Genomic DNA, 19453 nt, shown 5'->3' with positions numbered 1-19453 from the left:
CAATACATCCTGCCCCGCGCATGGGGCATCGAGCATCGTCTGATCTAACTCTTTCGTGTGGCAGAACTATAGCGGAACAGCGCCCGGAGACGAGAGCAAAAAAGGCTGAAATCAGCCGCTATCGGGTCAGCGCCCTGTATCAGCGCCCTGTGTATGTCAGGACTTTGCTCCAGACCTCGCCGAAGGAACATCGGTTCCCCGGAAGTGCGTATCACAGGGCTGGGCGCGTATCGGGGTATCAGGAAGCGCGCCAGATCCTGACCTGTGCCACGCCGAAGCGACGTTCGGTCAGGAGGGGAAGGTCGATGGCGAGTTCGTCCTTGACGGCAGCCTCGGCCACGATCACGGCATCCGGGGCGATCCAGCCCGAGCGTGTCAGCGCTCTCAGGGCGGCCGGGATCAGATCCTTGCCATAAGGCGGGTCGAGAAAGACAAGCGTGCAGGGGCGCGCGGCACGCGGTGCGCGCGTCACATCGCAGGTGAGTACGGACAGGTCGCGGTCCTCGAAGCGGCAGGCGCGTATATTGGCCGAGATCATGGCCCGTGCGCTGCGATCCTGCTCCATGAAAATGGCCGATGCTGCCCCGCGGGAGAGAGCTTCCAGACCGAGTGCGCCCGTCCCTGCGAAAGCGTCGAGCACATGCGCGCTGCCCAGAAAATCGGCACCGGCCCAGGGGGCATGAGCGAGCATGTCGAACACGGCCTGACGGGCGCGATCGGAAGTGGGGCGTGTGGTTTCGCCCCGTGGCGCCTGAAGGGCGACGCCTTTGCGTTCACCGCCGACAATACGCATTATTCTTCTTCGGCATCCGGAGTGGAGGCAGCAGACGCGACCTCTTTGGTCACACGACGGACGCGACGCGGCGCGGCAGCAAGACCGGGAATCTGCTCGCGCAGAATCTTGCCCTGGACCTCTTCGATCTCGCGCTTTTGCAGCGTGCCAAGCTGGAACGGGCCATAGGAAACGCGGATCAGACGGCTGACATGCAGGTTGAGCCCCATCATGACGCGACGGATTTCGCGGTTCTTGCCTTCCTGCAGGCTGACGGTCAGCCAGGCATTATCGCCCTTCTGCGAGTCCAGACCGGCTTCGATAGGGCCATAGCGTACGCCATCGAATTCCGAGCCATGAGCGAGGGCAGCCAGTTTGCGCTCGTCCACCACGCCGAACACGCGCACACGATAGCGGCGTATCCAGGCATTCGACGGCAGTTCGAGGCGACGGGCCAGTTCGCCGTCATTGGTAAGCAGAAGCAGGCCTTCCGAGTTGATGTCCAGTCGTCCGACGCTGACCACACGTGGCATGCCTTCGGGCAGGGAGTCGAACACGGTGGGGCGGCCCTGCGGATCGCGGTGGGTGGTCATCAGCCCGTCGGGCTTGTGATAGCGCCAGACGCGTGTGTGTTCCTTGGCGCCGATCACCTTGCCATCGAGCTGGATGATATCGCCATCCTGAACGAACGTTGCCGGATGCTCGACCGAAGAGCCATTCATGCGGATGCGACCCGCCTCGATCATGCGTTCGATGTCGCGTCGGCTGCCAGCGCCTGCGCGAGCCATCCATTTGGCGATGCGTTCGCCTCTTTGTTCTTCGGTCATGATCGTCTGTCCTGTGGTGTCGTCTGTCGGGCCGCGTCGATGAATCCAGCCAATAGACGCGCATCGCCCGGATCGATAGCGAATTCCGGGTGCCACTGCACCCCCAGATTGAAAATTCCGTCGCCCGTCTCGATGGCTTCTATCAGACCGTCGGGTGCGCGGGCACTGACGATAAGCGTTCCGGGGTCGCGCACGCCCTGATGATGGGACGAATTGACATGCATGACCCGACAACCCGTATAGCTGGCAAGACGCGTGTCCGGGGTAACGATCACCTCATGTCCTGCCTCGTCACGCGGGTTGGGTTGCTCATGACTGACGGGGCCGGGCGCCTGCTCGGGCAGATGCTGGTAAAGCGCCCCGCCCCAGACGATCGCCATAAGCTGCATTCCCCCGCATATGCCGAGCACAGGCAGGTTGCGTGCGCGTGCCTGTGCCAGATAGGCGAGTTCGGCATCGGTACGGCCCGGTTTGAGTGTGGTGGCGGGATGAGCGACCTCGCCGTAGAGCGCCGGGTCCGGATCGAAGGCGCCACCTGTCACGACCAGACCATCCAGACGGGCGATGAGTGCTTCTGCCAGTGCGGGTTCATGCGGCAGGCCTACAGGCAGCCCGCCTGCAGCACTGATGGCACTGAAGTAGTTCTGACGCAGGGCATAATAGGGCCAGCGTGAAAAATCCTGCGGTCCACCCGGTTCGATATCGAGAGTGAGGCCGATAAGAGGCGCGCGTGTCATGCGATGGATGTAAGCAGGGTTTATAGACAAACAGAAGACTGGGTTGCAGTCATTCTGCGGATACAGGCAAGAGAGGGCGGCGGCGTGACAGATCGGGTTGTCGACGGGGCATACGCAGGGACCGACACCTCAACGGGAATGGCGCAGGCTCTCGATGCGGCGCGTCAGGCAGCCGACCGGGGTGAAGTGCCTGTCGGGGCCGTCGTGCTGGGCAGCGACGGGCAGGTACTGGCCGTTGCCTCGAACGAGGTGGAGAAACGTCAGGACCCCAGCGCCCATGCCGAAATTCTGGCGATGAGAGAGGCTGCACGTCTTCTGGGATCGCGCTCCCTGTCTTCATGTACGCTCGTGGTCACACTCGAACCCTGTCCGATGTGCGCTTCAGCCATGGTGCATTTTCGTCTGGGACGGGTGATTTATGGCGCTTACGACCCCAAGGGCGGTGGGGTGGATCACGGGCCACGTATTTTCGAGCAACCGGCCTGTCTGCACAGACCGGAAGTGATCGGCGGTGTGAGAGAGCAGGAAAATGCCCGATTGCTGAAGAAGTTTTTCATAACATTGCGGCAGTCTCGTCTTTCGTGAAACGGATTACCACGTTTTTACAGCGCGCTGTTCTGGACGAACCGGAAGACGCTTCATAAGTTTCTTGTACCGTACTGCACCCCTGGTGGTGCCAAAGCTGGAAAGATCATGACTGACGCCATGCCTGTTCGTTTGACGCCTTCACGGAAATTCCGTTCCCTGGCTCTGGTTGCCGCCACGGCGCTGTCCATCGGAGCGGGCGCCTCGTCATCAGCCTGGGCCGAAGGGCCGATCACGCCCCAGACCCAACTCCAGACCCTGCCGAACTTCGTCAATCTGGTGAAGCAGGTAAAGCCTGCTGTGGTCTCCATCACCTCTCATATCCGCGCCGATGTGGCGGAGCAGGAAGAAGGTGGCGGCGGTGGCCAGCAGATGCCGCAGGGCATGCCTTTCCCGTTCCCCTTCCCGTTCCAGATGATGCCGCAGCAGCAGCAGCCGCGCCGCACGGTCGAGGCACGCGGATCGGGATTCATTATCTCCAGTGACGGCTATATCGTTACCAACAACCATGTGGTGAACGGGGCAACCAAGGTTTCCGTCACGCTCGATGACGGCACGACCCTGCCTGCCAAGATTATCGGGCGCGACCCCAAGACCGATGTCGCCCTGCTCAAGATCAAGCCCAACGGCAAGCTGCCCTTCATCGAGCTGGGCGATTCCGACAATGTCCAGCCGGGTGAATGGGTCGTTGCGGTCGGCAATCCGTTCGGTCTGGGCGGTACGGTCACAGCGGGTATTGTCTCGGCACGCGGTCGCGACCTGAATGCCGGTCCTTATGACGACTTCATCCAGATCGATGCGCCGATCAACCACGGCAATTCGGGTGGGCCGCTCTTCAGCCAGAACGGCAAGGTGATCGGCATGAACGCTGCCATCATCTCGCCCTCGGGCGGATCGATCGGTATCGGCTTTGCCATCCCCTCCAACACGGTCAAGAGCGTGGTGGACCAGCTGCGCACCTCGGGTCATGTCACGCGTGGCTATCTGGGCGTGCTCATGCAGCGTATCTCGCCGACGCTGGCGCAGGCTCTGAACCTGAAGCCGAGCGAGCCGGGCGCACCGCCTGAGGGCGCGCTGGTGGCTCAGGTCACGAAGGGCGGTCCTGCCGACAAGGCCGGGCTCAAGAGCGGTGACGTGGTTACGGCGCTGAACGGCACCAAGATCAAGAGCGTGCACGATCTGGTCGTTCATACGGTTTCGATGAAGCCCGGTACCGATGCGACGCTGACCATTCTGCGCGATGGCAAGAGCCAGACCATTACCGCCAAGATTGGCAACATGCCCAAGGACGGCGAAGGCGCCGATGCTGCATCGTCCGACGATTCCAGCCAGGCTGGCGGCGGCAAGATCGGTATCGCCCTTGCACCGCTCTCGCGTGACATGCGTCAGCAGCTGGGTGTGGATGATACCGTCAAGGGCGCGGTGATCAGCCAGATCGCTCCCGGTTCGCCAGCCGAACAGGCCGGTGTGCGCCCCGGTGACATCATTCAGGCCGTGGGGAATACGGCTGTGGACAACCCGCGTGCCGTGCTGACTGCTGTGCGCGGTGTGCTCAAGAACAAGCAGCCTGTCCTGCTGCGCGTGCTGCGTGACGGCCAGCAGATCTTTATCGCGATCGCTCCTGCAGGAAGCGACAGCGATGACGATGGCAATGACGACGGCAATTGATCCCGGTCGCGGGTGACGATCCGGCGTTTCGGTTTCGTCGTCAGTAAAAGAAAGGCAGGGCCGCAGGGCCCTGCCTTTTTTATTGGCCCGGTTTTTATCGGGCCGCTTTTGTCCGTCCGGTTCTGACTGCGGCAATCGGTTTGCCGCGCCTGCCACTCTGCGGCACAGTAGGGCCATGACCCGTATCTTCATTGATTCCGATGCCTGTCCGGTCAAGGACGAGGTTTATCGCGTGGCCGGTCGTTATGGACTGCACAGTTTTGTCGTGGCCAATCGCATGATCGCCCTGCCCGACTCTCCTCTGATCGAACGTATTGTCGTCGAATCCGGTCCCGATGTGGCGGATGACTGGATTGCCGAACATGCAGTCGGGAATGACATCGTGATCACTTCCGATATTCCGCTTGCAGCCCGTTGTGTCGAGAAGGGCGTGCATGTGATCGACCCGAAAGGACGCGTGCTCGACAGCGATGCGATCGGCATGGCGCTGGCCATGCGTAACCTCATGACCGATCTGCGCTCGGCAGGGATGATGACGCCGGGCGGCGCCGCATTCGGCAAGGCAGATCGCTCGCGTTTCCTTTCCGCGCTGGATACGCTGGTCAACAAGGCCCGCAAGCCGCGGCCTCGCCCCATGGTTCTGCCGCCGGGTTAGGTTTTGCGCCGACTGATTTCGGGTCATGACCGGTCAATCGGAACTTTTCGGTCATGAGGTCGCACCATGGAGCGCGGCATAATCGGGGGCTGGATCTGACAGAATGAAAACGCTGTCTTCAAAAACGATATCGTTCTGGCAAGCAGGGCAGCTTATGCGCCAGAGCATCAAACTGCGCTTTCTTTATCGACCTGACGTTCTGAGCCTGATCGGCGTCGTGATCCTTGCGGGTTCTTTCCTCGCTGTGATCAGACAGGCTTACCTGCCTTCGATGGCCCGGGCCTATGGGAAGCTGGATAACCCGGATTATCTGGCGCTGAGCTGCCTCGATATGCTCGTGTTCTGGTTCCTGACTCTTACGGTCACTCGTGCGCGTCTGACCTCGCGACGCGGTTTGGCGCTCTGGCGGCTGGATCGGGGGGCCATGCAGTCTCTTGGCGTCAATGCGTTCGTTCAGGTTATTCCGGCCGGGCTGACAGGTCTCGTGATTCCTGAAATCATCACGGCAATGGGGGAGCGCATGGCATTCCCGTTCAAGCTGGGAGGGGGGTGTCTTCTTGGTCTGCTGTGCGTGTTCTGGATCTGGCTGAGCGTACGCTGCTTCGTGATGAGCTACATTGCGTGGGAGAGTGGCCATGCGGGTTTTCGTATCGCGCAGAGTTATGAAGCCATGAGAGGTCATGTCTGGAGCTACGTTTTCTGGAGCGCAGTCCTTACTGTTCCGTTCGCGCTGACGACTGTTCTGGTGCAGAAGACCGCAGCGTTCGCCCTGTCGGGTTCCTCTCTGATCGGGGCAAGCCTCATCGTGACAACCATGATTGCCGTGGCAAATCACATCCTGTCCCGTAATTTCGATCTGCTGTTCTTTCAGGCCTTGAGACCCGACAGGGTCTAAGGGGGACGATCAACGGCCACCCGGCTGAAGAGCAAACGAAAGATGGATAAATTCTTACATACATGTCATCTTGATTCGATGGTCAGATTGTTCCTCATCCTGTTTGCTGAACACGATGATGGCACGCGATGGCCTGATCTATCTTGCTGACGACCTTGTTCTGGAAATGACCGATTTCATGACCGCTTCGATACAGGATACCCTGCGGGAAACAGCGCCGGATGAGCATCTGGCCTCCCTTCTTCTCGATGCACGGCGCACCAACAAGCCCTTGCAGACCGTCCCCGAGAGCATTGTTCCCATCAATCCCAAAGCCGCTTACGCCGTGCAGGATGTCGTTGCCCGCCTGCTCAGCGAGTCGGGAAAAGGGGAGATCGTGGGATGGAAGGTGGGCGCAGCCACACCGACGGCAACCCCGGCCTGTGCGCCGCTTCATCGTGCGACGGTCTTCGAGAGCGGGCACGATCTGTCGCCCTCTTTCTGTCGTTTTCACGGTGTCGAGGCTGAAATTGCCTATTCGCTTGCCAGCGATCTGCCCGCACGCGAGACCGCCTGGACGGTCGAAGAGGTCGGTGAGGCGATCGGGGCCATCCATGCCGCCATCGAGCTGCTCGATACGCGTTTCGTGGCGCCCGACACACAGCATAACCTGTCTCATCTGGCCGATCAGGGCAGTCATGGCGCACTGATTGTGGGGCGTGGCGTTACAAACTGGCGCGATTTTACCCCAATCACCCTACCCATGACCATGCTGGTCAATGGTGAAAAGCGTTACGATCAGCGGGGCGGCAACAAGGCAGGCGATCCGCTGCGTCTTCTGACCTGGCTGGCCAATCACGCCATTGCACGCGGGCGTCCCCTGCGCGCAGGCGATGTCATCACGACCGGTTCCACAATGGGTACACTCTTCGTGGAAGATCCATCGGATATCTGCGTGGCTTTCGAAGGGCTTTTCCCGGTCGAGGCCCATCTGGGTGCGCCTTTCCGTCTGCACGCGCGTTGATATCGGGTAACTGCCGCCGGATGACAGCCATATGGCCTGTCGTTGTGCCCGTCACGCCAAGGTGATGCACCATATGGCGGCGATCTTCATAGGGTTGCAGGCCCTGCAACCCGCCAGACGGACGTATCATGGCCAGCAAGACCGATATCCTGATGATCGACCCGATGCCTGCGAGCTTCAATGAGCAGCTCGGGTCGCCTTTTCGCCTCCATCAGTTCAGCACGCTCGCGGCACTCGGCCCGCTCGCCGAACGTATAGAGGGCGTGACGACCGGCGGCGGGAGCGGTCTGCCGCGCGCGGTCATGGATGTTCTGCCGAACCTCAAGGTCATCTCGGTCAATGGTGTCGGCTATGACAGGATCGACATCGATGAGTGTCGTCGCAGAAATATCCGCGTGGCCACAGCGCAGGGTGTGCTGACCGAAGATGTAGCCGATATGGCGATGGGGCTCATGCTCGATACCGTGCGCGGCATTACAGCCAGCGACCGGTTCGTGCGTGCCGGAAAATGGGGGCACGAGCCTGTGCCCAATTCATGGACGCTCAAGGGGCGCAAGCTCGGTATTGCCGGGTTCGGTGCCATTGGCAAAGCCGTCGCCAAACGTGCAGCTGCTTTCGACATGACCATTGCCTATTTCAGCTCGCGCGAGCAGACCGATACCCCTGAATACCCGTTTTATCCGGAATTGCGCGTTCTGGCAGAATGGGCGGATGTGCTGGTGCTTTGCGTCTCCGGTGGCGCACGGTCTTTCCACATGATCGACAAGGCCATGCTTGAGGCTCTGGGCCCCAAGGGGTTCCTGATCAATGTGGCGCGCGGCAGTGTGGTGGACGAGGCGGCACTTCTCGACGCCCTGCAGACAAACGTCATTCGCGGTGCGGGACTGGATGTCTTCGAGAGGGAACCCGAAATGGACCGGGCATTCTGGTCGCTCGACAACGTCGTCTTGCAGGCCCATCGTGCCAGTTCGACGGTTGAAACACGCACAGCCATGGGGCGTCTGGTTTTCGATAATCTGGCAGCCTTTTTTCAGGGCATGCCGCTCCTGACACCCCTGCTCTGAGGCACCTTTATCCTGGCTGGCCCTGATAGGCCGGGGTCAGGGGCCAGTCGGTATGGGACCGGTTGGGATCTTTGGGGGCATGTGTAACTCTGGCATGCCCCACGCGGAAACGGTCGAAATGCAGATTGGCCCCCGGTCGTGCGATGCGCGCCGTGCTGGGAAGAAAATAGACCCTGTTACCGGGGTAATCGATCAGGGCGATATGACTCTGGAAAAAATCCATCCCGAGCAGGCCCATGGTCAGATCGTCCTGCGCATAGACCGTCATCCTGTCCAGATGCAGATCTCCGATCCTCATCGTTACGCCGGTTGTCGGGACGATATGCGAGCGGAGGGAGCCATAAAGCGCGACGCCATCATGACCGGTTATATTGCGCGACATATCGCCGCCCGGCGGAAGCCATTTGGCGGGCAGTGTCGTCACGGGTACATCCGGGTCGAGTGTGAAATCCCGCAGGGTTCCCCCTACAGAGACCGGGATCAGTGTCTTTTCCTGCAACGGGACGCTGTATGTTCCGTGCCCCATCAGGGCTGACGGGGCCTCTTTGCACGTTTCATCACGGCGAAAGCGTATCAGCGCGAAAATTCCGTGTGGCATGTCGAGCAGAACGGAAAGGTGCTCAAAGCTGTTGAAACCCATCACACCGATAAGAGGGGTCTTGCCGATCTGCTGGGACGGGTAATCGACCTGCTGGATCATATCGGGCGTACCCATATCGATCGGACCGAGCCTGAAATTTCCTGCCCGAATGATCGGATAGGTCTCGGAATGCACGCCGTTGATCGTGACATGAGCCGATAGACGGGTATCGGTCGTATCGAACCCGTTCATGTTGCCCACATAGAACCTGTCGAACCCCGGCGAAAAATAGACGGCGATCGGTCGTCCCTCGAGTGTGGCGGGCAAAACGGGCGCATCGCCCATGCCTCCGAGCAGGGGCAGCTGAACGGCACCTTCAACGCAATCGGGCGCGTCAGAGGCGAGGGCAGGCACGATGCCCATCGTGACACAACACAGAGCAAGTACGGACAGGCCTTTCGCGATCGATGCAAAACCCTGACCTGGACGGCTCATCTCAACTGGCTGTCCTTGCTGCCTCGCCGGTTGATGCCGGTGAAGACCGGCCTCTTGTCGCGCTCCGATTGGCACTCCACGCATAATTTGACTCCAGGCAGGGCACGTTGACGCGCAGGTGGTATGTCTTCTCCGCACGAAACGCATTCTGTCAGGGTCTCGCCCTTGGGCATATTGGCGCGTGCCCTCTTCACGGCATCGCTGATCGTATCGTCAATCTGGTCTTGAACGGCTCCATCGGGAGCCCAGCCGGTTGCCATGGCTTTATCCCTTTTACCTGGTTTCTACTGCTTGAGTCTGATGTTGTGTCTGCTTCCGATGCGGGCAAGAGCTGGGGGCAAGAGCTGCAGAAATATCCCGAACCTTGCTCTTGCCTGCATCGTTCATCGGCCTGATTGGGGAGGCGAAACGATGGATCGTCCCGATGAAGCGGGAACAGGTGCGGTCATTCGGGTCATGCCCCGGCAGGAACTGCTCGATCCGGTTCAGTCCGCCGCGTTCCTCGGCCTGACACCGGGACTTTTCCGTGCGCTGCGACTATTCCGCTGCGGCCCTGCCATGCTGAAAATCCGCTCGCGGCCGTTTTTCCGGAGAAGCGAGCTGGAGCGTCTGCGTATGGAATGGTGCAAGGCCGTGCGCGTACGTGGCGAGGACAGACTGGCTGCGCTGTCTCACGATGAAGTGGACGATAATGAGCGGGGCCAGCGCATGGACTGGCAGAAAAAAAACACTGCCGGGTCCGAACTCGACCCGCTTATGCGGCTTTTGGCCCTGCGTGCCATACGCCATCGCATCGTCGTTTCCATTTTCTGGATGATGGCGATCGTAGGGGGCGCCATCTGCCTGACGCTTTACTGAATTACCTTCCCTGAGGGCTGCATTTTGTGAGGGGCAGCCTTACTGAACGGAGACATATCCATGCGCTCGCGTCTGCCTGCAATCACCCTGTTCGGCTCCCTCGCCTGCAATGCAGCCCTGCTTGCCCTCGCGCACAGAAAAACCGGCGCAGCGGCAAGGGGGATCAACTGTACGGCACACTGGCTCAAAGGAGATGAGGCCGCCTCTGTCACACAGTTCGATGGCGTTCATTCGGGGACAGGCATGGCGACCAATGTCGCTGCTGTGCTGTTCTGGGCTGTTTTTTACGATTGCGCCCTCGGCAAGCGTCCCACCCGGGCGCGCGCGGTCGTTGCAACACTCGCTCTGGGGCCGGTTGCGGCCCTCGCCGATTACAAGGCGACACCCAGACGGTTTACCCCCGGCTGGGAACTGGTTTTTTTGAAAAAAGAGATGGCGGTGGTTTATGCCGCCATGGTCGCCGGTATGGCATTCGGGGCATCGAGGGGCAGGCGAGACGCCTGACCCTCTCTCACGGCTGCTTCAGGCCGTGCCGCCCACGGTCAGACCGGCGAGCTTGAGCGTCGGCTGTCCCACGCCCACAGGCACACCCTGACCGGCCTTGCCGCAGGTGCCGATACCGGGGTCGAGTTCGACATCCTGACCGATCATCGAGATCTTGTTCATGGCATCGAAGCCATTACCGATCAGTGTGGCGCCCTTGACCGGCCGCGTGACCTTGCCATCCTCGATCAGATAGGCCTCCGACATGGCAAACACGAATTTGCCCGAGGTGATATCGACCTGGCCGCCACCGAAATCGACGGCATAAAGGCCGCGTTTCGTCGAGCGTATCATGTCTTCTGTCGTGGCATCGCCACCCAGCATGAGCGTGTTGGTCATGCGCGGTAGCGGCACATGCGCATAGGACTGTCGACGGCCATTGCCCGTGGGAGCAACGCCCATCAGACGCGCATTCAGCCTGTCCTGAATGAAGCCGCGCAATATGCCGTCTTCGATCATGACGGTGCGGCCCGATGGCGTGCCTTCGTCATCGATCGTCAGAGAGCCTCGGCCCTCTTCCAGCGTACCGTCATCGACCACGGTAACACCGGGAGCCGCCACACGCTTGCCCACCATATCGCTGAAGCTCGATGTGCCCTTGCGGTTGAAATCGCCTTCCAGCCCATGGCCCACGGCTTCATGCAGCAGAATGCCCGGCCAGCCCGGACCGAGCACGACGTCCATCTCGCCTGCTGGGGCGGGGCCTGCCTCAAGACTCACTTTTGCCCGGCGGACCGCTTCATCCACGGCGCTTTGCCATGTTTCGCGCCCCAGAAGGCGCGACAGGCTGTAGCGGCCGCCCATGCCCCGGCTACCGCTCTCGCGACGGCCATCGCGTTCGAGCACCACCGAGACATTCAGCCGGACAAGCGGGCGCAGATCGGCCGTGCGAAACCCCGAATCGCGCATGATCTGCACAGCCTGCCATTCGGTCGCGATACTGGCAGAGACCTGTACGACCTCCGGGCCGAGACCGCGCGCATAGGCATCGATCTCGCCCAGTACGGCGGCGCGTGCGGCGAATTCCGTATCGCCCAGTGGGCTTTCGGGCGTGTAGAGCTGACGATTGGTGGCATGAGGCGATGCCGCCAGCACGCCGCTTCGTCCCTGACGCACGACGGAGACCGCCCCGGCCGCGCGTTCGAGCGCGCTTTTGCTGATCTCGTCGGAATGGGCAAAGCCGGTTTCCGGACCGATGACCGAGCGCAGGCCGAAGCCCGACGAGGTATCGAAACTGGCAGAGCGTATGACCCCGTCATCGAGCACGATGGACTCGCTTTCGCGATATTCGAGGAAGAGTTCGCCATCCTCGATCCCTTCCAGAGAGCGGGTAACGATCTTTTCCGCCTCGTCGCGTGTCAGCGTGCTGTGTGCGCGTTCGAAAAACAGACGGTCCGTGACCGCCAGGGCAGAGAGGGGCGCAGTCTCGGCATAGGATGTCATGGGTACGAAAAGCTCCTTCATGAACCCAGACACATGGCGTTTCCGGTGAACGAATGCGAGAGGAAACCGCGTCATGCCATGCAAAAAGACGGATGACGCTGCGTCACCGCGAGACCGGTAACGACCGCTACCTTGCCAGACGGGCGTTGAAGGCAATGAACACCATCATGAGCGCCAGAAGGGCAAAGCCGGTCGTCAGGCTACTGAAATGGGCTATGGCCCCGATCAGCGCCGGGCCGGCCAGAATGCCCGCATAGCCCATCGTCGAGATGGCTGCGACAGCCGCATTGATTCTCATGACCGTCTGCGTTCCTGTCAGGGCGTAGAGCACAGGCACGATATTGGCGCAGCCCAGACCGATCAGGGCAAAACCACCCAGAAGGCTCACCGGTCCAGGCCCGATTACGACCAGAACGAACCCCAGACTGGCACAGAGTGCCCCACCGGCCATAACGGGCGCACGACCGCATAGCGCCACGATACGATCGCCTGTCAGGCGTCCCAGCGTCATGGCCGCGGCAAAAATGGCGTAGCCCCATCCCGGCGTGATCCCGAAACCGCTGCGTTCGCCCGCCAGATAGACCCCGCTCCAGTCGAGCACGGCGCCTTCGGCCAGAAAGGCAAGACCGGTCAGAAGTCCCAACAGCCAGACGATACCGCGCGGCAGGGCAAAGCCTGCCTCGCCGCCGGGTTCGGGTTCGTTGAGCAATCCCCGCCAGGCGAAGCAGAAAAGCCCGGCAAGACAGATCTGCCCGATCACGACGCTATGCCAGGGCTGCGCGTGCAGGACAGCCATAAGCTGGGGGCCTGCCGCCCCGATGGCGCCGCCGATGCTGAAAAACGCATGAAACCCGGAGAGCATCGGGCGCTGGCTACGTTTTTCGACCTCGACCGACTGGATGTTCATTGCCGTCTCGATGGCCCCAAGCCCCATGCCCAGGCCGAAAACAGAGGCAGCAAGAAGGGGAATATCATGGGCCAGAGCCAGCGGTAGCAGCACAATGCCAGCCAGCGAAATGCCCCCCGTGGCGACAATGCGACAGCCCCAGCGCCCTACCCAGTGTCCGGCCAGAGGCATGCCGATGACCGATCCGGTGCCAAGACACAGAATCAGCAGTCCGAGCCCACCGTCATCGAGCCCGGCATGATGCTTTACCACCGGGACGAGACACGACCACAAGGCCGATACGGCCCCGACAAGAAAGAAGACGCTTCTTGTGCTGTTTTGCAACCCAAGCTGTGTTGTCCTGTTCATCCGGCATTCCCCCTTTTCTGACGCCTGAGGCGCCGGGAAGGGCAGAGCGCCACAAAACGGCACCGGGCTCGAGTCACATCTGTGACAGATTGCCGCCTCAACCTCGTGAAAAGAGAGAGGCAGGCCAGGCGATTATGGCCCGGAACCGATGGAGACCGCATGACGAGAAACCGCCTTTCCCTTCCCGATTTTCTTCTTCTGGGGTCATCGCTCCTCGTATTGACCCTGTCGAGTGCGACCGCTTCCGCCTGGGCAGCAGGTCAGAACGCAGAGGCAGCTCCGCAGCAGGAAGGGGGCAGCGTTTCTGACCCCCGTGCAGAAGCGGCAAAAGCAGTGTCGGAGAGGAAGGCGACGGCAGCGGGCGCACCGGTACAGGGCGCGACGGGACAGGGTGTGACGGGACAGGGTGGGACGTCGGGGTCGGCCACGCATGAGGGCACCCCGGTGATCAGGGCCGATGACAAGGTAGCGCAGGCATCCACAGATTCCGCCCCCGCCACGCCATCATCCGGCGACCCTGCTCCGGCTGTTTCGTCGCCCGCGCGTGCAGCGCCAAGCCCCGCTACAGGCCCGCGGGAAACCGTTGCCAGCGAGGCCGCGCAATCGCTTCATGTCGCTTCCGTACCGCAGGATCTGCGTTCGCCCTCCATCGCTCTCGGTGGACTGTTCGCGGCGATCGGCGGCGCGCATCTGGCGCCGGATTTCAAAACGATTGCAGATTCACGCCCCGATGAAGCCCCCGCAGCCCTGCTTGCCGACTGGGAGGCCCAGCGTCACCACCCCGATTTCGACCTCAAGGCATTTTACCAGCAGCATTTTACGCTCCCGATACGGCGTGATGTCTCGTACAGGCGCAAGGCCGATGAAAACATCTACGACTACATCCAGGGCATGTGGGGTGTTCTGACGCGCCAGCCCGACAAGCCAATCCCTTATTCCTCGCTTCTGCCGCTGCCTTATGCCTATGTCGTGCCGGGCGGCCGCTTTTCGGAGCTGTATTACTGGGACACCTATTTCACCATGATCGGGCTTTATGAGTCCGGCCAGTGGGATCTGCTGCGTGGCATGATCAGGGACATGGCCTCGCTGATCGACCGCTACGGCCACATCCCCAATGGTACGCGCACCTATTATCTGAGCCGTTCGGAACCGCCCTTTTTCTCGCTCATGGTCGATCTTCTGGCACAGCATGACGGGCAGAGCGCCTATCGAACCTTCCTGCCTCAGCTGCAGAAAGAATATGATTACTGGATGGATGGCGCCGGAACGCTCAAACCGGGTCAGGCCTATCGTCATGTCGTTCGCCTCAATGACGGCACCCTGCTTTTGCGTCACTGGGACGATCTCGATACGCCGCGCGACGAGAGCTATCCTGAAGATGTCGCCACGGCGGGGCGTGCGCCATCCCGGCCGCCTTCGGATGTCTATCGCGATCTGCGTGCCGGATCGGAAACGGGGTGGGATTTCTCTTCGCGCTGGCTGGCCGATGGCCACACGCTATCGACCATTCATACGACCGATCTCGCACCGATCGAGGTCAATTGCCTGATGGTCCACCTGGAGCAGACGCTTGAACATGCCTACGCCCTGACAGGGCAGAGAAAGCTCTCGCGTCTTTATGGCCAGCGCGCTGATGAACGGATTGCCGTTGTGCGCCGCGTGTTCTGGAATGACGATCGTCAGGCATTCTACGATTACGACTGGCGCAAGGGACAGTCGACAGATGTGCTCTCGGCTGCCACGGCCATGCCGCTCTTTCTGCGTATCGCTTCTCAGGACCAGGCCCTTTCCGTTGCCGATACCATCAAGGCGCGTCTGCTGCGCGCAGGCGGTATCATGGCAACGGATCATGAAAGCGGGCAGCAATGGGATGCGCCCAATGGCTGGGCCCCCGAGGAATGGATGGCCATCAAGGGACTCAATAATTACGGTGCGACCGATCTGGCCGAGACGATTGCCAGACGCTGGATGGCCCGCGTGATCGGGACGTATGAAAAATCGGGCGTGCTGCTTGAGAAATACGATGTCGAGTCACCGACCATCAGCGCGACCGGCGGCAAGGGCGGTGGCGAATATCCGATGCAGATCGGGTTCGGATGGACCAATGGCACGTTACTTGGTCTGATGCGTCGTTATCCTGCCGATACCGATCGCATTCTTGAGCGTAATCCCCATGCCAGCCAGCCGCCGATCGATGTTCTGCCGCCCAGCGATCCGTATAGCGCCGTCGGCCCCCAGGAGAACGATCCGGTCATGCCACCGCCCAAACCGGCAGGCGATGTCGAGACCGGTAGTCAGGAGCATCCATCGGGCCAGAATGCTGCAATCGGCCATACGGCGCTTCCGCAGGACAAGCGACCGGACGCGCAGGTCTCTCCTCTCGATCAGCGTGTGCCGACCGGCAAGATGACAGCGTTTCAACCGGCCTGATGCCTGTCGACCTGACTCATGGCGGCCAGATACCTGACGAAGCGGGCCTTTGTCTCTTTCCTCAGGCCTGTTCTGTCTGCGGTCCGTAATGGCGTGCGAGGCGATCCAGTGCCTCGTTCAGAACGGCCTCTGTCTTGCAGAAAGCAAAGCGTATCAGGTGACGTGGCGGTGTCGGCCCGGCCGGATCGTAAAAGGCCGAGACCGGAATGGCGGCTACGCCGGCCTGAGTCACCAGATCGTGGCAGAAGGTCACATCGTCGCGTCCTTCTGCATGCGCGCTTATATCGGCCACCACGAAATAGCTGCCATCGGCGGGTAGCGTCGGAAAGCCGAGACGGTGCAATCCTGCGGCAAACAGATCGCGCCTTGCACGCAGGCTGTCCGACAGATCGCGGAAGAAGCTTTCACCCAGATCCAGCCCCTTGGCGACGGCACGTTGCAGGTTGGGTGCGCTTGAAAACGCGATGATCTGATGCGCCTTGGCAATAACGGCAGTCAGCGCCGGACAGGCGGTGATATAGCCTATTTTCCATCCGGTGACCGAGAAGCTTTTGCCTGCGCTGCCGATCCTGATCGTGCGCTCGCGCATACCGGGGCGGGTCATCAGCGGCACGTGTTTCACACCGAAGGTCAGATGTTCATAGACTTCGTCGCACAGGGCGTAACAATCATATGCCTGAACCAGTGAGGCAATGAGATCGAGCTCCTGCGTGGTGAAAACCTTCCCGCTCGGGTTCATGGGTGAGTTGAGAAGGATCAGCTTCGTCTTCGCCGAAAAGGCGGCGCGCAGGGCATCTTCAGGCAGATGCCAGTCCGGGGCTTCGACACGGACACAGCGTGGAATTGCACCCAGAAGACGCAGCACAGGCAGATAGGTGTCGTAGAGCGGCTCGATCAGCACCACTTCATCGCCCGGTTCGATAAGCGCCATCAGGCTGACAGCCAGCGCCTCAGTCGCCCCTGACGTGACAATAACCTCCTGCGCAGGATCGACGTCCAGACCGTAATCGCGTCTGTTCGCGCGCGCTACGGCTTCACGCAGCTCAGGCAGGCCGGTCAGGGGCGCGTACTGGTTTCGACCGTCTTTGAGGGCTTCGGCAGCGGCATCGATCAGAGATGACGGTCCTTCCGTATCGGGAAAGCCCTGCCCCAGATTGACGGCGCCATGCGCCATGGCAAGCTGGGACATCGTCGTGAAAATCGTCGTCGGCAAGGAGCCGAGAAAGGCGTTTGGATGTTTCATGCCGGGCCTGCTCTGGAGGGAAGGACCCATGATACCGGCATAATCGGCGGAGTAAAATCCGCAGGCAGATGCGCCTCACAGGCTTCGGCCTGTCAGGCAGGCGACCCTGACAGGAGCAGGTTGAGCAACCGCCAGTCATGAAGACGGCTGTTCTGGTCCAGAATGGGAGTCGAGTGGTTCCTGCCGATCACAGTCGCGTGCAGGGCAGAAAAAAACTTCGATGGGGGAGCGAAACGCTCCGATATGCATTTTCTGTTGGTCTGTCATGCATCGTTTTGCTTCCGAAAGAGGATACGGGGGCGAGGCGAGGGGGAAAAGAGGGGGATTTTCGTTCGTGCAGAGCGCTAAAAAGCCTCTGGAATACTCGACAGTTCGCGAATCCTGTCCTAATCGTTTTGCAGCCGATCAGTGCGGCCCCTTGAGGCAGATACAGGTAGTTGACAAATGGCGAAAAAAGCTCCAGCCGCGGCGTCCAAGGCTGCGTCCTCCACGATTGCAGCGCCCAAGCCGGGCAAGCCGGACAGCGCCGCTGTAAAGCGCGTTTTCGAGCTGATGCAGGAACACTCGGTCGAGCTGGTTGACCTGCGCTTCACCGATCCGAAGGGCAAGTGGCACCACACGACGCAGTGGCACACGACCATTGAGGAAGACACCTTCGTTGAAGGCTTCATGTTCGACGGTTCGTCGATCGCTGGCTGGAAGGCCATCAATGAATCCGACATGGTGCTTCTGCCCGACCCGACCACGGCTGTCATGGACCCGTTTTCGGCCAAGCCGCAGCTGATCCTGATCTGCGATATCGTCGAGCCCCGCACCGGCAACTACTATGCCCGTGACCCGCGTGCGACTGCCAAGGCCGCTGAAGCCTATCTCAAGACCACCGGTCTCGGCGATACGGCGTTCTTCGGTCCCGAAGCCGAGTTCTTCATTTTCGACAACGTCAAGTTCGGCACGGGCCCGAACTACGGCACGTACCAGCTCGACAGCATCGAAGGCCCCGACGCCTCGATGAAGGACTATCCGGAAGGCAATATGGGCCATCGTCCGGTGGTCAAGGGCGGTTACTTCCCGGTGGCTCCGGTCGATAGCGAAGGCGATCTGCGCGCTGAAATGCTCTCGACGATGGGCGAAATGGGCCTGCCGATCGAGAAGCACCACCATGAAGTGGCGCAGTCGCAGCACGAGCTGGGCACCAAGTTTGCCACGCTGGTGCAGTCGGCTGACTTCATGCAGATCTACAAGTACTGCGTGCACAACGTCGCCCATTCCTATGGCAAGACGGCCACCTTCATGCCGAAGCCCATCGCTGGCGATAACGGCTCGGGCATGCATGTGCATCAGTCGATCTGGCGCGATGGCAAGCCGCTCTTCGCAGGTGACCAGTATGCTGGCCTGTCGGAAGATGCGCTGTACTACATTGGCGGCATCATCAAGCACGCCAAGGCGCTGAACGCCTTCACCAACCCGTCGACCAATTCCTACAAGCGTCTGATCCCGGGCTTCGAAGCCCCCGTTCTGCTCGCTTACTCGGCTGCCAACCGTTCGGCTTCGTGTCGTATTCCGTATTCGATCGGGCCGAAGGCAAAGCGTATCGAGGTTCGTTTCCCCGATCCGACCGCCAACCCGTATCTTGCCTTCGCCGCCATGCTGATGGCCGGTCTGGACGGCATCCGTAACAAGATCCATCCGGGCGAAGCCATGGACAAGGATCTGTACGAACTGCCGAAGGAAGAGCTGGCCCAGATCCCGACGGTCTGCGGTTCGCTTCGTGAAGCCCTTCAGGCCCTTGAAGCCGATTATGCGTTCCTGCTCGAAGGCGATGTCTTCACCAAGGACCAGATCGAGAGCTATATCGAGCTGAAGTGGAAAGAAGTCTACAAGTTCGAGCACACGCCGCATCCGGCCGAGTTCGAAATGTACTACTCGGTCTGATCCGAGAAAAAAGCCCGGCCGTCGTGCCGGGCTTTTTCATGTCTGTATCAGGACCGCCAGCCTTGTGCGAGCCGCAGAGCGACGATCATGCGCGATCGTTCAGTATACGATAAATTGCCATGTTTTTTCGTGTCCGAGGTGGACTCTGGGACGTCGGTTGACCTCTGGGTAACACTGACAACACCCGGGAAAATCTGGAAATCCATTGCCGGCAATGATGGATCGGGCATTCTGCCGTATCGCTGCAAAAGCTCTGTTGCGCTGGATTATCGCAGCGCTTCGCAGGAGGAGGGAGAGTCTCGCCCTGGCAGAGTGCGCCAGATATTACTCAGTCACCGCATGTCCCGTTGCGGGAGCGGGGCGCTCATGGGGTTCCAGTGGCTGGGGGATTGGGGGGTATTGGCATGAAAAAGGGCGATCCATGGATAGGACCGCCCTTTTTATGTGTTGCCGGGAGGATCGTCCTTG

18 protein-coding genes are annotated in these 19453 nt (G+C 60.6%); 10 read left to right on the top strand and 8 right to left on the bottom strand.

The features are described from left to right. Positions 1-238: 238 nt before the first annotated feature. From rsmD to NF685_RS09275, 3 genes are read right to left on the bottom strand one after another with little or no spacing between them, the layout of a single operon-like run. Positions 239-793 (bottom strand): 16S rRNA (guanine(966)-N(2))-methyltransferase RsmD, encoded by a 555-nt coding sequence (gene rsmD, locus NF685_RS09285; protein WP_252849432.1) that lies wholly within the window; start codon positions 791-793, stop codon positions 239-241. Then, positions 793-1599: a pseudouridine synthase gene (locus tag NF685_RS09280; protein WP_252849431.1), complete on the bottom strand. Its 807-nt coding sequence runs from the start codon at positions 1597-1599 to the stop codon at positions 793-795. The genes rsmD and NF685_RS09280 overlap by 1 nt, the downstream gene beginning before the upstream one ends. Then, positions 1596-2336, bottom strand: coding sequence for a gamma-glutamyl-gamma-aminobutyrate hydrolase family protein (locus tag NF685_RS09275; protein WP_222546315.1), 741 nt, complete (start codon positions 2334-2336; stop codon positions 1596-1598). Before NF685_RS09275 ends, NF685_RS09280 begins: the two co-directional genes overlap by 4 nt. Before the next feature lie 138 nt (positions 2337-2474). On the opposite strand from NF685_RS09275, the gene NF685_RS09270 reads away from it, so the two are divergent. The 6 genes from NF685_RS09270 to NF685_RS09245 all read left to right on the top strand — a co-directional run bounded on the left by NF685_RS09270 (position 2475) and on the right by NF685_RS09245 (position 8206). Then, positions 2475-2921 carry a nucleoside deaminase gene (locus tag NF685_RS09270; protein ID WP_252849514.1) on the top strand — a complete coding sequence of 149 codons (447 nt, stop codon included), beginning with the start codon at positions 2475-2477 and terminating at the stop codon, positions 2919-2921. A gap of 108 nt (positions 2922-3029) precedes the next feature. Further along, the gene (locus tag NF685_RS09265; protein WP_222546316.1) at positions 3030-4589 is read left to right on the top strand and encodes a Do family serine endopeptidase; all 1560 of its coding nucleotides are present in this window, start codon (positions 3030-3032) and stop codon (positions 4587-4589) included. A 175-nt stretch (positions 4590-4764) separates the two neighbouring features. Continuing rightward, positions 4765-5244: a YaiI/YqxD family protein gene (locus NF685_RS09260; protein ID WP_252849430.1), complete on the top strand. Its 480-nt coding sequence runs from the start codon at positions 4765-4767 to the stop codon at positions 5242-5244. Between the two features lie 154 nt (positions 5245-5398). Then, complete coding sequence (locus tag NF685_RS09255; protein ID WP_252849429.1) at positions 5399-6139, top strand: hypothetical protein; 741 nt, start codon at positions 5399-5401, stop codon at positions 6137-6139. Between the two features lie 115 nt (positions 6140-6254). Then, positions 6255-7142: a 2-keto-4-pentenoate hydratase gene (locus NF685_RS09250; RefSeq protein ID WP_252849428.1), complete on the top strand. Its 888-nt coding sequence runs from the start codon at positions 6255-6257 to the stop codon at positions 7140-7142. 128 nt (positions 7143-7270) lie between these two features. Next, the gene (locus NF685_RS09245; RefSeq protein WP_252849427.1) at positions 7271-8206 is read left to right on the top strand and encodes a 2-hydroxyacid dehydrogenase; all 936 of its coding nucleotides are present in this window, start codon (positions 7271-7273) and stop codon (positions 8204-8206) included. A 7-nt stretch (positions 8207-8213) separates the two neighbouring features. Here the strand turns inward: NF685_RS09245 and NF685_RS09240 are convergent, their stop codons facing one another. Both NF685_RS09240 and NF685_RS09235 read right to left on the bottom strand, forming a co-directional pair. After that, the gene (locus tag NF685_RS09240) at positions 8214-9281 is read right to left on the bottom strand and encodes a retropepsin-like domain-containing protein (protein WP_252849426.1); all 1068 of its coding nucleotides are present in this window, start codon (positions 9279-9281) and stop codon (positions 8214-8216) included. After that, positions 9278-9541 (bottom strand): DksA/TraR family C4-type zinc finger protein, encoded by a 264-nt coding sequence (locus tag NF685_RS09235; RefSeq protein WP_252849425.1) that lies wholly within the window; start codon positions 9539-9541, stop codon positions 9278-9280. The genes NF685_RS09240 and NF685_RS09235 overlap by 4 nt, the downstream gene beginning before the upstream one ends. A gap of 151 nt (positions 9542-9692) precedes the next feature. Here NF685_RS09235 and NF685_RS09230 point away from each other — a divergent pair, with 151 nt between their 5' ends. Then, positions 9693-10139 carry a hypothetical protein gene (locus tag NF685_RS09230; RefSeq protein WP_222546323.1) on the top strand — a complete coding sequence of 149 codons (447 nt, stop codon included), beginning with the start codon at positions 9693-9695 and terminating at the stop codon, positions 10137-10139. Between the two features lie 60 nt (positions 10140-10199). Next, positions 10200-10643, top strand: coding sequence for a hypothetical protein (locus tag NF685_RS09225; RefSeq protein WP_252849424.1), 444 nt, complete (start codon positions 10200-10202; stop codon positions 10641-10643). An 18-nt stretch (positions 10644-10661) separates the two neighbouring features. On the opposite strand, the gene tldD is transcribed toward NF685_RS09225, so the two are convergent. Next, on the bottom strand, positions 10662-12125 hold the full coding sequence (gene tldD, locus NF685_RS09220) for a metalloprotease TldD (RefSeq protein ID WP_252849513.1): 1464 nt from the start codon (positions 12123-12125) through the stop codon (positions 10662-10664). Positions 12126-12252: 127 nt separating this feature from the next. Beyond that, positions 12253-13380 (bottom strand): MFS transporter, encoded by a 1128-nt coding sequence (locus NF685_RS09215; protein ID WP_252849423.1) that lies wholly within the window; start codon positions 13378-13380, stop codon positions 12253-12255. A 159-nt stretch (positions 13381-13539) separates the two neighbouring features. Here NF685_RS09215 and treF point away from each other — a divergent pair, with 159 nt between their 5' ends. Further along, positions 13540-15810 carry an alpha,alpha-trehalase TreF gene (treF, locus tag NF685_RS09210; RefSeq protein ID WP_252849422.1) on the top strand — a complete coding sequence of 757 codons (2271 nt, stop codon included), beginning with the start codon at positions 13540-13542 and terminating at the stop codon, positions 15808-15810. Between the two features lie 61 nt (positions 15811-15871). Here treF and NF685_RS09205 read toward each other — a convergent pair whose 3' ends face one another. Beyond that, positions 15872-17053 (bottom strand): aminotransferase, encoded by a 1182-nt coding sequence (locus tag NF685_RS09205; RefSeq protein ID WP_252849421.1) that lies wholly within the window; start codon positions 17051-17053, stop codon positions 15872-15874. Positions 17054-17497: 444 nt separating this feature from the next. Here NF685_RS09205 and glnA point away from each other — a divergent pair, with 444 nt between their 5' ends. Then, complete coding sequence (gene glnA / locus NF685_RS09200) at positions 17498-18985, top strand: type I glutamate--ammonia ligase (RefSeq protein ID WP_222546329.1); 1488 nt, start codon at positions 17498-17500, stop codon at positions 18983-18985. Positions 18986-19453 lie beyond the last annotated feature (468 nt).

It is taken from the genome of Asaia lannensis NBRC 102526 (assembly GCF_024054035.1).
Lineage (GTDB): Bacteria > Pseudomonadota > Alphaproteobacteria > Acetobacterales > Acetobacteraceae > Asaia > Asaia lannensis.
The sequence above is the reverse complement of the archived record's forward strand: the minus strand, read 5'-3'. Positions and strand labels throughout refer to the sequence as shown.